Here is a 13,270-nt window from a genome sequence, read left to right on the forward strand (position 1 = left end):
TGGTGGAGCTGGGGCCGACGGGGTCGCCCTTGGAGAAGGGCATTGAGAAAACTTGGCAATCGGCAATGCGTTCCCCGCGCCTGCCGTCTCGCGCCCTAGGACTATCAGCGATCCTTGTCAGGTTTGCCGTTGGGGCTGCCGTCACCGCCGCCATTACCCCAGCCGTTATTGCCATGATGCACTAACCCACCGCCGGAATGCGCAATTGCCGTGCTGGTAAGAGAGGTCGAGAGTAGCGCCGTAATGGCGGGCGGCGTCACGACCGCGAATCTCCCACAGTTTTTTAGAAATTCACGGCGATCATCTTGGTCCGAGGGCATCGTTGTTCCTCCCGCTGCGGCCGGAATATTAAATAGCCGCCGCAGGAATTAAATCAAATTAAATAACTCATGTTCCTTCACGAATTTGGGAGGCCGCCTCAGTTGGCGGTCTCTTTACTCCGACTTCTGCTCGTTGGCCCTTCGTGGACATGCCCCGTTCCCGGCTTAGGTCTGCAATGGGGTTGAGCGGACACCCTCATACTCCAGCGCGTCTTCCAGGCGACATCTTCTCCGGTGGCGGCACGACATCGAACTGGAGCACCGGTCGGAGCAGCATCCCCGGGCATGATCCGTACAATTATAGATTGTGAGCTAAGCCGACGTGAAGGGGAAGTATGTCTTTGCTGGGAATGGCGAGGGCGTCTGGATGGATTTCATTGAGCGTTGTTTTTTGTGCGCTGCGATGACGGGGTTCATCGTTCTCGTCACCAACGTCGGATTGCTGTGCCTCCGTTGAGCGCGATGGTCTGTCGCCCTCCCGGAACAAGTGGCGATCTGAAACGTTTCAACAACCGCTCTGACGGCCCCCCGTCGGAGCTTGTTAGACCCCATCACGGCCTCAGCATTACCCTCGCTGAGGCCGTTTTTTGTGCCGCGTTGGATCGCCCGTCGAAATAAGAGAAGGCCGCCAGCGTGACTGCTAGCATGAGCAATCCCAAGCCGCCCGTGATCGCCACCATCATTGCCACGGCGACGAACATGCGACCTAACTTTCAGCGGATGGCGATTTGGTTTGGCGGGAGGGATCGCTTGGTCTTCGCCACTTCGGCCTTCTCGAAAAACTCCAGAGCCAAGATATGCATGGCCTGTGCTTTTTCTGGATCAGACTCGGCGAGAGCGAACCGGGAGGCAACCTCGGCCTGCCTCAAATAGTAATCGACAGATTGCACCCGCCATTCTCCCGCGTGAAGGTGGCGGCTAACGCAACTTCAGAGCATTTCTTCCCGGCCGGAAGCGACTGCTCGGTGCGCGGCGGATAAGGAAGAAGCGAGCGGCGCGACTGCATGGCAGGTCAGTTGCGATGGGGCGGCCAAATGAGGCAACCATAGCGCAGACTGGGGTGGTTCCTTCGCGTCACATCGTGCAGAGCTAAACTCCTCCGTAGATCATCTATGCCTGGCCTGCGTCCGGTGCATTGAGATCGTGTTCCGTCGAACCATCGGGACGCGACCGCGCGGTGATAACTGATGCCCCCAATGCGTCATCGTCATCTCGGTCCCGGGCCGGTGTTACGGATCACGGGCGCAGGTAGTCTAGAAAGACGCCGGCATTGGCGGCAGCTTGCCGACCCAGCGATTGACCACGCGGAAGAGCGCGAGGATAGCGGCTTGGCTTCTAGCGATGCTGTAGAGATTGCAAATGGAGAACACCGGCCGACGACCTACTCGACCTCGATCATTCGCTCCCTGTTGGCCCGCAGGCTGCGGAGATAATAGCCTTGTGCCTGGACGGCTGACTTGATTTCATCGCTGACCTTGAGAACTCTTTTTCTGCTCTTGCGCCACTTATGTGCAGAGTAAAGCACGGGTACGGCAGAGCCTGTACTTAGAACGAGGAAGTCGCGCTTGTCATTGCGATAGACATCAAACATCTTTCGCCCCCGCTGATCATGTTTAAGTAAATATGAAGTATGTTTCGCCGTCTCAATCGACCAGCTTAGTGTCTCGGATGTCTTCGCGGGTTGTAAATCGGCAACGCCCCCGACTTTTCGCATTAGCGTCATCGCGCAGCTTCGGCTTGCGGATCAAGGGAGCTGGATGCCGGGGCATGGGTTGCAGGTTGCCGAATTCGTCGCGGTCGTGCTGGGCTCGCCGCCGAATCACTTCCTCCCCGCCGACATCGCGACCCTTGCCGCCTATGCGAGGGCCGTGGTCGCCGAACGACGCGCGGCCGGTGAGCTGGACGCCGCGCCTGTCGTCAGCACTCCGACCGGCGACAAGCCGAGCCCATGGCTTCCGATCTGGCTGGGGCAGCTCCGGGCCTGCACAACATTGGCGCGACGGTTGAATATCAATCCCGCCGGCCGCGTCGCCACCAAGCCGAGCGAGCCGGATGCGCCGGTCTCGTACTACACGCGCCAGCGTTTGTTGGAGGGCCGCTCCGATGACGAGCCGACTAACTGACGCTGACCCGCTCAGCGACGCCGACATCGACGCGCTCAGCCGCGAGATCGCGATCACGCGCGCCGAGAGCAAGGGCCGCGCCCGACAAATCTTCGACATGCTGAGCGAGCGGCCATGGGCGCGCGTCGGCCGCTTCGCCGCGTACAATTGTCAGGTCACGTCGCTGCGTCTGCAGCCGTTCGAATTGGCGCCGCTCAACATCCGCGACATCGAGGCCGCGCTGCAGGCACCCGACGACGCCCGCCGCACCCGAGACGCGGCACGGCTGCTGCAGCGGATGCTGGCACTTGGTTTGTCGCGGTACGAGCCGACGCCGTTGGAGGCGATTGCCGGGGCGTTTCAGCGGTCATCTCGCTGAATAATGTGCAGCCTTTCCGATACGGGTCCGAGAAAAGAGCACGCGGCGTGGATCAGGGCGCGCAGCTCTACGACTGTCAGAGGGTCTTGCTCAGTTTGCACCAGCAGAAGGGTTTCTGCTTCGACAATCGGTTGCGACGGGATGGAGAATAACTCTTCGTCTGTTCTGGCGGCGAGAGTGTAAAAATCATAAGACGAGCGGAGAATAGAAAGCGTATGGGAATGGATGATCCGGCTGCAAGGCGGTGCAGGACATGCGGCAATTGAGGGTTTCCACCTGCAAACTGTTGGCCCCCCCACAGCCGCCCTACTTTGTGGAATCCGGCGAGACACATTCATTACATCAGCTCCTTTGAAATAAGAGGCGATGTCGTGCTGTCGATCTCCGCGAAGCAGCATTCCCTTTGCGGTCGCTATCTCTCCTTCACTCAGTGCCATGGCTCTCAGCGACACGTTGATTGCCTTGCGCGATCTCATCGAGGAAGCAATCGGCGATATAGACCTTTACGAAAAGCCGAACGATTGACGACGATGAACGATGTCATCTTCCTGTATGACCAAGCAATCGAACATATCGTCCGACTGCATGGATTTCGCTCCAGCCAGAGACGCGACTTTAGCAGGGCGCGGGACGATTGGCGTGCCCGCATCTTCGGGGTCGAGGCCTGTGAATTGCTGGGACAATGGGCTCAATCCTCGCATTGCTACCCAGCATTGTGCCATCGTTGCACTCCGTGATTCGCGAGGAATTCCGCCCAGTCCGAGTCACTCACCTCATTCTTGCAAGCGAAGGCCATCGGGGTATGACAAAAGCCAAGGACGCTGTCGTTTGGACCAATAGTTCGACGCATGAAGTGCGTGTCGCAGCGAAGGGAGAACATCGGCCGGACACCAGAGGTGGCGCTTGGGGCGACCCTATCGGCGCGTCGTACCTACAGTGGCAGGAAATGAACGACAGCCAGCGCGTCCACCTGATGCTTGAGACCGCCATCGATCTGGCGACGCAGGGCGTTGATCTGAGCGCGGTGCTTCGGGAATTCTCAGAGGTAGAAGAATTCAGGGCGCTTGGTTCAAACAGTTACCCCATGTGCCGTGCGTTAACGAAGGCGCTGATCGGACGATCTCTAGAACCGAACGACATGACGTTCGAGGAGCTGCTAGAAGCGTACCGTCCGAAGTTAGGACAAGGCCAATGATTTCGCTTGATGAGGGACAACAGGTGCTGCACTGGCGCGACGGCGCGTGGCATCGCATCGCTTGGCAAGACTGGATGAGCTTTCGCGCGCTGAACGCTGATTTTGCGTCGCTGCCCTACGTGACCGCTGGCGAACATCGCTTCGTGGTTTGCATCGTCGAAGACGGTCGCCTCTTCAACATCCTTCCGCACCGATAGCTGATCGATAAGGGCGGACGCATCGCCGATGATCGCTATTTCGGCGTGCTTTCCGATGCCGAGATCGAAAGCTATCAGGCACTGAACAAGCGGCACTATGAATACCCGCAAGCTAGTCCGCTGAATAAGGAAGAGCAGACCAAATTCGATGCGATCAGAGATCGCCTGTGGCACTCATGGTTGCCGCCTGTCGAGGCCGTCCGCGAATTGACCCGCGCGGCCGTCGCGCTGCCGGACGAAAATGACGCGGCTTGGAACGTGCTGGAGGCCTGCGGAATCTCGCGTGGCGTGTCCGGGCTGCGATCTTAACGCAGCATCATCGAATGACGCGCTGAGCCTTGGCCCCGACATCATGACCGAAGCAAAAGGACCATTCCCCGCTGTCGAGCGGGCGACCGTAGACCCGGTCGCAATTGCCGCCTTCACACGCGAATGGGACTTCATGGTCCTCGCCTCGGAGCTGTTGCGAGAGGTGACATCCTACGTCAGCGTGGCGGCATGTGTTCTCGGACCGGCACCGGCATGGACACGCGATCAGGCTGCGGTCGGCGGCAACATGGTGCGGCTTTCCAAGTTGCTCTCTGCGTTCCTCGACCAGACCGTACAGAAAAGGATGGAGACCAGCACGATCCTGAGCCGACTGGCGTTCGAGACCATCGTCAATGTCCGCTATCTGATCGCGGACTTCTCCCCAGAACTGGTTAGCTCCTTCGTCCGTCATTCGCTGAAGCACGAGCGCAGGCTGCACGACACAATCCAAGCCAACATCCGAGAGCGCGGCGGAGAAGTCCTTCACATCGAGCAGCGCATGCTCAATTCTATTGATCGGGCCGCGCGGATGGCCGGTGTCATGCTCGACAGCGTTGATCTTAAGGACCGAGCACCTTGGGGCGGCAAAGACCTGCGTCAGAAGGCGGCGGCTGTCGGGCTGCAGCAGCCGTATCTGGCCGTCTTCGGAGGCATGTCCCACAACGTGCACGGCTCTTGGCACGACCTGTATCAATTCCACTTGGTATCGGATGAAGCCGGTGCGTTTACTCCGAATTTCGAGTGGGGTCGGCCGCGCCCGCAGCCGCTCTTCGCGCTCGGACATCTCGCGCTTTCCGCAGTGGCAGAGTTTCTGATCTTTATTGGAGGTGAGGCCGCGTTCGATCAGTTGCGCCAACAATTGGGCGACCTCGGCGCACGCATCGAGTCGGTGGACCAAGCGCACGAGAGCTACCTGTCGGGCAAGACTTGGCCCGCGATCTAACGCGCTTTTGCAAAAGAATCTGTTTTTTACACCCGCTTGACACCAATACGCCGACGCATTGATATTGTTGTGTTATTAAGGCTCGCAACCAACTCTCCCACAAGGGGAGAAGGAAGGGCATACCAGCTACCAACAACCGTTAGGCCACAGAGACCAAAAACTCGGCCGAAAACGGTCGGGGGTAACGTAGGTAGCGCTCTCCTGACTCGAACCCCCGACGGCTCCAGTCTTAACTGCATTCGCTCCTGAGAATACATCAGGGGTAGACCTTGCCTGGGTTCATGATCCCGTGCGGATCGAGCGCCTGCTTCACAGCCTTCATCAGTGCAATACCTTCACCGTGCTCGGTCTCCATATGCACGATCTTGTGCAGCCCGACGCCGTGCTCGCCCGAGCAGGTGCCGCCCATGGCAATGGCCCGGCGCGCGGTGCGGAAAGCGAGCGCCTCCGCGCGCTCGGTCTCCTCGGCGTCATTCGGATCGAACAGGATCCCGAGATGGAAATTTCCGTCCCCGACATGGCCGACGATGGGAGCGGTCAAGCCGGATGCGACGATATCCGCCTTGGTGTCCAGCAGGCAGACGGGCAACGCCGAAATCGGCACGCAGGCATCGGTCCCCATATTGTTCTTGCCGGGACTCAGTGCCATCACCGCCTGATAGGAATTGTACCGCGCCTTCCACAATCGGCTTCGGTCTTCTGGGCGCTCCGCGAACTGAAATTCGCGACCGCCGTAATCTGCGGTTATCGCCTGCATCAGCTCGACCTCCTCGCGCGTTCCATTCGTCGTGCCGTGGAATTCGAGGAACAGCGTCGGCGTCTCCACGTAGTCGAGCTTCGAGTAGCGGATCGCGGCGCGCATCTGCACCTCGTCGAGCAGCTCGATGCGCGCCATCTTCAGGTTGGACTGGAGCGCGGTCACGACCGCCGCGACGGCTCCCTCGAGCGAGGCAAACTGGCAGACGGCGGCGACGATCGTCTCCGGCAGGCCGTAGAGCTTGAGCTGTATCTCCGTGATGACGCCGAGCGTGCCTTCGCTGCCGACATAGAGATGAGTGAGATCGAGACCGGCTGAGGACTTCCGCGCACGGCTACCGGTACGCACGATGCGGCCGTCGGGCGTGACGACGGTAAGGCCGAGAATGTTCTCGCGCATCGTCCCGTAGCGCACCGCATTGGTGCCGGAGGCACGCGTCGAGGCCATGCCGCCGATCGAGGCGTTGGCGCCGGGATCGACCGGGAAGAACAGTCCGGTATCGCGGATCTCGGCGTTCAAGGCCTCGCGCGTGACGCCGGCCTGAACGCGGCAGTCGAGGGAGTCGGGCGAGACGTCCAGGATTTTGCCGAAGCGGTTCATGTCCAGCGACACGCCGCCGGCAAGCGCGGCAAGCTGGCCCTCGAGCGAGGACCCCGCACCGAAGGGCGTCACCGGCACCCGATGTTCGTTGCACAGGGCGAGGACGAACGCGACCTCTTCATTGGTCTCGGGAAAGACCACGAGATCGGGCACGCCGACCGCCGGCAGACCCTCGCCGTGACTGTGCTGCTTGAGCACCGCCTGCGCGGCCGTCACCCGATCCCCCAGGCGCTCGGCGAGCCGCGTGCGGACATCGGCGATGATTTCAGGCGCCGGGCGCGGCAGGGCATCGGCGTTCATGTCGGCCTCCTTTGTCTTCCCGGCCTCCACCTGCACGACGGCCAAGCGCCTTTCAAGCCGCGACGGCCACAAGCAGGCGCGAAAAGGCCAGCATGCCGGGATCGTCGAACCCGATGGTGCGCTCCCGTGAGCACTGATTTCAACCCGCCTATTCCGCGGCCTCGCCGTGGCCGAGATAGGCGCCCATCAGGCGGGGATCGCGCGCGACCTCGGCAGCGCTTCCCTCCGCGACGATGCGGCCGGAGCTCAGCACGTAGCCGCGATGCGCGACCGACAGCGCCATGCGCGCGTTCTGCTCCACCAGCAGGATGGCCGTCCCCTGCCGGTTGACCTCCACGAGCTTGCCGAAGACCTGTTCGACCAGCAGCGGAGCCAGTCCCAGCGACGGCTCGTCGAGAAGCAACAGGCGGGGGCGGCTCATCAGCGCCCGCGCGATCGCCAGCATCTGCTGCTCGCCGCCGGAGAGCGAGAAGGCGAGTGATGCCGACAGCCGCCTGAGGTTGGGGAACAGTTCGAGCATTTCCTCGATCAGCCGGGCGAGCTCGGCATGCGGCCGGCCATAGGCGCCGATCTTGAGATTTTCGATCACGGTCAGACCGCCGAATAGACGACGTCGTTCGGGCACGAGCGCCAGGCCCATACCGACGAGACGCTCGGTCGGCTCCCGCGTCAATTCGTGGCCGGCGAACGCACCGAGCCGGACGCCTGCGCCAGACGCGCGATCGCCTTCAATGTCGAGGATTTTCCGGCGCCGTTGTTGCCGAGCAGCGCCACGAACTCACCCGTGCCGACGTTGAGCGAAACCTTCCGCACGGCCTCGATGTCGCCGTAGCGGACGGTGAGATCGGCGATTTCGAGCAGCGGCGCGCCGGTGCCCTCGGCGGCGCGACCAACTTGTGTATGAAGCTCCGCCTCACTGTCGGCGCGGCCGAGATAGGCCTCGATGACGGCCTCGTTGCGTTGAATCTCCGCCGGCGATCCTTCGGCCAGAACCTCGCCGAAATTGAGCACGGTGATGCGATCGGCGAGCGTCATCACCACTTCCATCTCGTGCTCGATCAAGAGGATCGTCATTCCCCGCGCGTGCATCTGGCGGATCACCTCGATCAGGCGCGCGGTCTCGGCGTGGTTGAGGCCGCCATGCGGCTCGTCGAGCAGCACGAGGCGCGGCTCCAGTGCCAGCGCCTTGGCGATTTCGAGCAGGCGCCGCTGTCCCTGCGGGAGCGACGCCGCATTGGTATCTGCAACATCGCCCAAGCCGACGAACTGAATGATCTCCTCGACCCGGCGCGCATTCTCCTGGTCGAAGCGCCACGGATGCGCCCGCCCGTGCCGCGCAGCGAGCACGTTCTGGCGGACGGTCATCGAGGCGAACAGGCGGGTGTTCTGGAACGTGCGTGCGAGCCCCATCGCCGCGAACTGATGCAATGGCATTGACGTCACCGCCGCGCCGGCGAAGCGCACCTCGCCTTCGGTCGGGGTGTAGATGCCGCTGATGATGTTGAACAGCGTGGTCTTGCCGGAGCCGTTCGGCCCGATGACGGCATGGATCATGCCTTGCGCGACCGAGAGCGAGACGCCCTCGAGCGCAGTCAGGCCACCGAAGCGTTTTGTGACGCCTGTGAGTTCAAGCAGCGCGTTCATGATGCGTCACGTCCGATCGAGCAAAGGGATTCTCGCGCCGGCGCAGGCTGCGGATGACAGAGAGGACCATCCCGGAGAGGCCTGCGGGGAAGAAGGTGATGACGAGGATCACCATCACGCCGAACACGGCGAAGTAATATTCCTGCATGAAGCGCAGGAGCTCCGGCACGAAGGTGTAGAGGATCGCACCGAGCACGGCACCGAGCGGGCTGCCGAGGCCGCCGACCACGGCCATGGCGAGGTAGGAGAAGGTCGACTGCCAGGAGAAGACGTCGGGGCTGATATAGCCGCGCAGCAGCACATAGCAGATGCCGGCGAGCCCGCCATAGGCCGCCGAGATCACGAACAGCATGATCTTCAGCCGCGAGACGTCGACGCCGACGGCTTGTGCGGCGAGCGGATCGTCGCGCAGCGCGCGGATGCGCAGGCCCAGCGGACCGTTGGCGATCCAGACCTGGAGCAGATAGGCGCAGGCGACGACCGCCAGCAGCACCCACAGCATCTTGTCGTTCTCGCCGGCAAGCCCGATGCCCGGGATCGCGGTGATGCCGTTGGCGCCGTTGGTGAGGCCTTCCCAGTTCACCAGCAACCGTTCGACGATCAGCGCGAAGGCGAGCGTGCACAGCGCGAGATAGTGGCCCTTCAGGCGCAAGGTCGGCCAACCCAGCGCCATCCCCACCGCGGCGGAGAGCGCGATCGCGCCGATCGCCGCAATCGGCACCGGCATTCCGGCGGCCTGGAACAACGTGAAGGCGTAAGCGCCGATGCCGAAGAACGCGCATTGCGCCAGCGACATCTGTCCGCCGAAGCCGAGAATGAAGTTGAGCCCGAGCACCAGCAGGATGTTGATCAGGGTCACGTCGGCGATCTGGAGATAGTACACCGACAGGAAGCGCGGCAGCAGCAAGCCGCAGAGGATAGCGGTTGCGATCACCAGGACGGCGAGCGTGCGCATCGTCAATGTGCTGGCGTCGGACGACATCAGGGACGCTCCAGTTCGAGTTCGCCAAAGATGCCCTGCGGGCGGAACATCAGCACCGCGATCAGCACGCCGAACGCGATGACGTCGATATATTCCGAGGAGATGTAGAATGATCCGGCCGACTCGATCACGCCGAAAGCCAGTCCGCCGACGAGCGCGCCGGGGATCGAGCCGAAGCCGCCGAGAATGGTCGCGGCGAAGGCGCGGAGCGAGAGGTTGACGCCCATGTCGGACGAGACATAGGAGAGCGGCGCGATCAGCCAGCCCGCCAGCGCCGCGAGCATCGTGGCATAGGCGAAGATGAAGGCGATGATGCGCGCGGTCGGAATACCCATCAGCCGCGCGGCTTCAGCGTCCTGCGCGGTAGCGCGCATCGCGCGGCCGAGCGCGGTGTACTGGAACAGCCCATGCTGGATTGCCATCATCGCCGCAAGCGCCGCCAGGATGACGAGATATTGCGCGTAGATCGTCGAGCCGAACAAATGCACCGAGGTCGTGCCGAGGGGCCCTGCGAAATTGAGCGGCTGCGGCCCCCAGATGATCACGGCGATGTTCTGCAATGCCATCGACAGGCCGAGCGTTGCGACGATCGCCGACAATTGCGGTGCGTTGCGCAAGGGATGATAGATGCCCCAGGCCAGCCCGGTGCCGAAGAGGCCGAGGATCACCAGCATGGTCACGAGGTTGAGCCACAGCGGCATGCCGAGCCGGTTGGCAAGCCAGCCGACCGAGACGAAGGCGCCGAGCATCACGAGATCGCCCTGGGCGAAATTGACCAGGGAGACCGCGTTCCAGATCAGCGTGTAGCCGAGCGCCACCAGCGCATAGGCCGCGCCGACCGCCAAACCCACCAGCACGATTTGAATGAAAGTCTGCAACATTGCATGATCCCATCGCGGGCGTCGGCCGCCGGATATCCGGCGGCCCGGCACGCGCGTCAGCTGGTGATGACCTTGACGATCTCCGGCTTGCCGCCGGCGACCCTGGTGATGATGCCGGAATGGGTCATGTCGCCGTTGTCGGTCCAGCCGTAGCGGGTGACGATGCCCTGGAAGTCACGGACTCCCGTGAGCGCCTGCTGGATCGCTTCACCCGAGATGGTCTCGGCGCGCTCCATCGCCGCGATGATCAGCTTTGCCGCATCGTGGTAGACGGTGGCGTAGAGCTCCGGCTCGTCGCCCGGATAGGCGGCGGCATAGAGCTTTTTCCAGTTCTGCACGCGCTCGTCGGGATTGTCCTTGACGAACTCGCCGATCGCCATGCAGCCGTCGGCGCCTTTACCGGCGAGACCGAGGAAGATCGGCTGCGAGAATGCGGTGTTGCCGGCGATGCCGAATTTGACGCCGAGCGTCTTGCTCTGCTTGGCGATCAGCCCGGCCGGCTGGTCGTCGGTCCAGACGATGATGCCGTCGACATTGGCTTGCTGGAAGGCGAGGATCTGCGACGTGAAATCCTTGGTCGCATCGGTATGAGCCTGCACCAGCACCGGCTCGACATTGCGCTTGGCGAGCGACGCCTTCACCACGGCGATGCCGGACTGACCGAACGCGGTATTGACGTAGCCGAGCCCGATCTTCTTCCATTGCAGATCTTCGGTGACGTATTTGACCAGCAGATCGGCGCCGATCGCATCGTTGAGGCGCACGCGAAACACCCAGGGGCTGCCCTGCTGGGTGACGACCGGACCGGTCGCGCCAGTCAGGGCCGGGATCTTGTATTTTCCCAGTAGTGGCACATTCGGCAGAATGCCGGGCGTGTAGTGCGGCCCGACCAGCGCCACCACCTCGTCCTGCGTCGCGAGCTTGGTGACGGCATTCGCCGCTGCGGTCGGGTTCGGGCCGAGGTCGTCGGCGATCCGCAGCTCGATCAAGCGGCCCTTGATGCCGCCCTTGTCGTTGACCTGCTTCACCGCGATGGCGACACCGTTCTTCATCCATTGGCCGTTCTGGGCGAACTGGCCCGTCATCGGGCCGGAGATGCCGATCCGGATGGGCTCGGCGGCATACGCGCGGCCGAGAATGGCTGGCGTAGCAAGCGGCGCAAGCGCGATCGCCTTGATCAAACTGCGTCGAGAGACGTGCACGGGAGAGACCATGGAATTTCCTCCGATATTGTCGCGGCCCCGCCTCGATCGGGCGGGTGATTTCGAACGCGGGATCGGTGTCAGCCGCCCGCGCGAAGCGGGCGGAGACCGAAGGTGCAGCCGGCCGAGAACAACGCCATCGCGGCCATGTAGCCGGCGACCCAGGAGGGCGAGCCGTATGCGGCAAGGAGCGCGGTCGCGATCAGCGGCGACAGACCGCCGCCCAGAATCGGACCGAGCTGCTGCACCAGCGACAGGCCGCTGTAGCGGATGCGTGCCGGGAACAGCTCCGAGAAATAGGCTCCTTGCGCGCCGTAGACCGAGCCATGGCCGAGCGCGAGACCAAACGCGATCGCGAGCCAGATCATTCCGGTGTGCCCGGTGTTCAACATCTGGAAGAACACGAGCGCGAGCGCGACCTGGAACAGCATGCCGCCGACATAGACCGCGCGCCGTCCGATCCGGTCCGACAGCGCGCCGAAGAAGGGCAACGTCAGGCATTCGAGCGCACAGCCGACGAGAACACCGTTGAGGATGGTCTGGCTGGGGAGACCGAGCTTGGTCTTGCAATAGGTGATCGCGAACACGGCGTAGATGTTGAACAGCCCGCTCTCGGCGATCTTGGCGCCGATGCCGAACAGGATGTTGCCCGTATGGTTGCGCACCGCCTCGACCACCGGCACGCTGGCGGCGCCCTCCTCGTTCAGCACGCGCTTGAACGCGGGCGTCTCGGAGATGCGGAAGCGGATGAAGATTCCGATGCCAACGAGCACGATCGAGAACAGGAACGGAATCCGCCAGCCCCAGGCCAGGAAGTCGGTTTCGCTCATCGAGGTCGACAGGAGTCCGAGCAGCGCGATCGGAATCAGGAAGCCGGCGGGCACGCCGACATGGACGAGCGAGGAGAAGAAGCCGCGGCGGTCGGCGGGCGCGTGCTCGACGGTCATCGTCATGCCGCCACCGTACTCGCCGCCGATGCCGATGCCCTGAAGCAGGCGCAGTCCGATCAGGCAGATCGGAGCGAGGACGCCGACCTGCTCATAGGTCGGCATGAAGCCGATCAGGAACGTGCCCAAACCCATGATCAGGATGGTGAGAAGCAGCGCGGTCTTGCGACCGACGCGATCGCCGAAATGTCCGAACAGCACGCCGCCGAGCGGGCGCGCGCAATAGCCGACGAAGAAGGTGGCGAAAGCGAGCAGCGAGCCGACCAGGGGATCGGTGCTCGGGAAGAAGATCTTGTTGAATACGAGCGCGGTCGCGGTCGCGTAGAGCGTGAAGTCGTAATACTCGATCATGTTGCCGATGGCGCTCGCCACCGCAACCTTGCGGATGTCGCTCGACTCCCGTTCCTTGATCGAGACGGCTGCCTGATCCGCAACCCTGCCGGACCTGATCGACCCAACCATTTCGCTCATGACGTCACCTCCGGCTTCGGCAGGGAAATGCCCCCGCTCGG

At 62.6% G+C, this 13,270-nt stretch carries 17 protein-coding genes and 1 pseudogene; 6 read left to right on the plus strand and 12 right to left on the minus strand.

The window, feature by feature from the left end:
* Nucleotides 1-104 precede the first annotated feature (104 nt).
* From IVB18_RS11720 to IVB18_RS11740, 5 genes and pseudogenes are all read right to left on the minus strand, one after another.
* Nucleotides 105-320: a hypothetical protein gene (locus IVB18_RS11720; protein ID WP_247989310.1), complete on the minus strand. Its 216-nt coding sequence runs from the start codon at nucleotides 318-320 to the stop codon at nucleotides 105-107.
* A 551-nt stretch (nucleotides 321-871) separates the two neighbouring features.
* Complete coding sequence (locus tag IVB18_RS11725; RefSeq protein ID WP_247989311.1) at nucleotides 872-1,021, minus strand: hypothetical protein; 150 nt, start codon at nucleotides 1,019-1,021, stop codon at nucleotides 872-874.
* Between the two features lie 12 nt (nucleotides 1,022-1,033).
* The gene (locus IVB18_RS11730; RefSeq protein WP_247989312.1) at nucleotides 1,034-1,210 is read right to left on the minus strand and encodes a hypothetical protein; all 177 of its coding nucleotides are present in this window, start codon (nucleotides 1,208-1,210) and stop codon (nucleotides 1,034-1,036) included.
* A gap of 375 nt (nucleotides 1,211-1,585) precedes the next feature.
* A pseudogene (locus IVB18_RS11735) lies at nucleotides 1,586-1,681 on the minus strand (SOS response-associated peptidase); the annotation flags it as partial.
* 20 nt (nucleotides 1,682-1,701) lie between these two features.
* Nucleotides 1,702-1,911 (minus strand): hypothetical protein, encoded by a 210-nt coding sequence (locus IVB18_RS11740; protein WP_247989313.1) that lies wholly within the window; start codon nucleotides 1,909-1,911, stop codon nucleotides 1,702-1,704.
* A 166-nt stretch (nucleotides 1,912-2,077) separates the two neighbouring features.
* Between IVB18_RS11740 and IVB18_RS11745 the strand changes: the two genes are divergently transcribed.
* The 6 genes from IVB18_RS11745 (at nucleotide 2,078) to IVB18_RS11770 (ending at nucleotide 5,445) form a co-directional block, all read left to right on the plus strand.
* Entirely contained in the window at nucleotides 2,078-2,443 is a 366-nt protein-coding gene (locus IVB18_RS11745) for a hypothetical protein (protein WP_247989314.1), read from the plus strand.
* Nucleotides 2,424-2,801: a hypothetical protein gene (locus IVB18_RS11750; RefSeq protein WP_247989315.1), complete on the plus strand. Its 378-nt coding sequence runs from the start codon at nucleotides 2,424-2,426 to the stop codon at nucleotides 2,799-2,801. Before IVB18_RS11745 ends, IVB18_RS11750 begins: the two co-directional genes overlap by 20 nt.
* Before the next feature lie 802 nt (nucleotides 2,802-3,603).
* On the plus strand, nucleotides 3,604-3,996 hold the full coding sequence (locus tag IVB18_RS11755) for a hypothetical protein (RefSeq protein ID WP_247989316.1): 393 nt from the start codon (nucleotides 3,604-3,606) through the stop codon (nucleotides 3,994-3,996).
* Nucleotides 3,993-4,193, plus strand: coding sequence for a hypothetical protein (locus IVB18_RS11760; protein ID WP_247989317.1), 201 nt, complete (start codon nucleotides 3,993-3,995; stop codon nucleotides 4,191-4,193). Before IVB18_RS11755 ends, IVB18_RS11760 begins: the two co-directional genes overlap by 4 nt.
* Before the next feature lie 45 nt (nucleotides 4,194-4,238).
* Nucleotides 4,239-4,502, plus strand: a complete 264-nt coding sequence (locus IVB18_RS11765; RefSeq protein ID WP_247989318.1) for a hypothetical protein — start codon at nucleotides 4,239-4,241, stop codon at nucleotides 4,500-4,502.
* 43 nt (nucleotides 4,503-4,545) lie between these two features.
* Nucleotides 4,546-5,445 (plus strand): DUF5677 domain-containing protein, encoded by a 900-nt coding sequence (locus IVB18_RS11770; protein ID WP_247989319.1) that lies wholly within the window; start codon nucleotides 4,546-4,548, stop codon nucleotides 5,443-5,445.
* A gap of 256 nt (nucleotides 5,446-5,701) precedes the next feature.
* Here the strand turns inward: IVB18_RS11770 and IVB18_RS11775 are convergent, their stop codons facing one another.
* The 7 genes from IVB18_RS11775 to IVB18_RS11805 form a co-directional block, all read right to left on the minus strand.
* Nucleotides 5,702-7,102, minus strand: a complete 1,401-nt coding sequence (locus IVB18_RS11775; protein WP_247989320.1) for an FAD-linked oxidase C-terminal domain-containing protein — start codon at nucleotides 7,100-7,102, stop codon at nucleotides 5,702-5,704.
* A gap of 148 nt (nucleotides 7,103-7,250) precedes the next feature.
* The gene (locus IVB18_RS11780; protein ID WP_253076233.1) at nucleotides 7,251-7,775 is read right to left on the minus strand and encodes an ATP-binding cassette domain-containing protein; all 525 of its coding nucleotides are present in this window, start codon (nucleotides 7,773-7,775) and stop codon (nucleotides 7,251-7,253) included.
* On the minus strand, nucleotides 7,772-8,746 hold the full coding sequence (locus IVB18_RS11785) for an ATP-binding cassette domain-containing protein (protein ID WP_346732621.1): 975 nt from the start codon (nucleotides 8,744-8,746) through the stop codon (nucleotides 7,772-7,774). Before IVB18_RS11785 ends, IVB18_RS11780 begins: the two co-directional genes overlap by 4 nt.
* Complete coding sequence (locus tag IVB18_RS11790) at nucleotides 8,730-9,728, minus strand: branched-chain amino acid ABC transporter permease (RefSeq protein ID WP_247989321.1); 999 nt, start codon at nucleotides 9,726-9,728, stop codon at nucleotides 8,730-8,732. The genes IVB18_RS11785 and IVB18_RS11790 overlap by 17 nt, the downstream gene beginning before the upstream one ends.
* Nucleotides 9,728-10,609 carry a branched-chain amino acid ABC transporter permease gene (locus IVB18_RS11795; RefSeq protein ID WP_247989322.1) on the minus strand — a complete coding sequence of 294 codons (882 nt, stop codon included), beginning with the start codon at nucleotides 10,607-10,609 and terminating at the stop codon, nucleotides 9,728-9,730. The genes IVB18_RS11790 and IVB18_RS11795 overlap by 1 nt, the downstream gene beginning before the upstream one ends.
* A 56-nt stretch (nucleotides 10,610-10,665) precedes the next feature.
* Nucleotides 10,666-11,823 carry an ABC transporter substrate-binding protein gene (locus IVB18_RS11800; protein WP_247989323.1) on the minus strand — a complete coding sequence of 386 codons (1,158 nt, stop codon included), beginning with the start codon at nucleotides 11,821-11,823 and terminating at the stop codon, nucleotides 10,666-10,668.
* Between the two features lie 68 nt (nucleotides 11,824-11,891).
* The gene (locus IVB18_RS11805; RefSeq protein ID WP_247989324.1) at nucleotides 11,892-13,229 is read right to left on the minus strand and encodes an MFS transporter; all 1,338 of its coding nucleotides are present in this window, start codon (nucleotides 13,227-13,229) and stop codon (nucleotides 11,892-11,894) included.
* Nucleotides 13,230-13,270 lie beyond the last annotated feature (41 nt).

This window comes from Bradyrhizobium sp. 186, assembly GCF_023101685.1.
Taxonomy (GTDB): Bacteria; Pseudomonadota; Alphaproteobacteria; order Rhizobiales; family Xanthobacteraceae; genus Bradyrhizobium.

Excerpts from the sequence above, each read along its gene's own strand:
- IVB18_RS11720 (WP_247989310.1), bottom strand. The coding sequence starts at position 320 with ATGCCCTCGGACCAAGATGATCGCCGTGAATTTCTAAAAAACTGTGGG.
- IVB18_RS11725 (WP_247989311.1), bottom strand. The coding sequence starts at position 1,021 with ATGTTCGTCGCCGTGGCAATGATGGTGGCGATCACGGGCGGCTTGGGA.
- IVB18_RS11740 (WP_247989313.1), bottom strand. The coding sequence starts at position 1,911 with ATGTTTGATGTCTATCGCAATGACAAGCGCGACTTCCTCGTTCTAAGT.
- IVB18_RS11745 (WP_247989314.1), top strand. The coding sequence starts at position 2,078 with ATGCCGGGGCATGGGTTGCAGGTTGCCGAATTCGTCGCGGTCGTGCTG.
- IVB18_RS11750 (WP_247989315.1), top strand. The coding sequence starts at position 2,424 with ATGACGAGCCGACTAACTGACGCTGACCCGCTCAGCGACGCCGACATC.
- IVB18_RS11755 (WP_247989316.1), top strand. The coding sequence starts at position 3,604 with ATGACAAAAGCCAAGGACGCTGTCGTTTGGACCAATAGTTCGACGCAT.
- IVB18_RS11760 (WP_247989317.1), top strand. The coding sequence starts at position 3,993 with ATGATTTCGCTTGATGAGGGACAACAGGTGCTGCACTGGCGCGACGGC.
- IVB18_RS11770 (WP_247989319.1), top strand. The coding sequence starts at position 4,546 with ATGACCGAAGCAAAAGGACCATTCCCCGCTGTCGAGCGGGCGACCGTA.
- IVB18_RS11775 (WP_247989320.1), bottom strand. The coding sequence starts at position 7,102 with ATGAACGCCGATGCCCTGCCGCGCCCGGCGCCTGAAATCATCGCCGAT.
- IVB18_RS11785 (WP_346732621.1), bottom strand. The coding sequence starts at position 8,746 with ATGAACGCGCTGCTTGAACTCACAGGCGTCACAAAACGCTTCGGTGGC.
- IVB18_RS11790 (WP_247989321.1), bottom strand. The coding sequence starts at position 9,728 with ATGTCGTCCGACGCCAGCACATTGACGATGCGCACGCTCGCCGTCCTG.
- IVB18_RS11795 (WP_247989322.1), bottom strand. The coding sequence starts at position 10,609 with ATGTTGCAGACTTTCATTCAAATCGTGCTGGTGGGTTTGGCGGTCGGC.
- IVB18_RS11800 (WP_247989323.1), bottom strand. The coding sequence starts at position 11,823 with ATGGTCTCTCCCGTGCACGTCTCTCGACGCAGTTTGATCAAGGCGATC.
- IVB18_RS11805 (WP_247989324.1), bottom strand. The coding sequence starts at position 13,229 with ATGAGCGAAATGGTTGGGTCGATCAGGTCCGGCAGGGTTGCGGATCAG.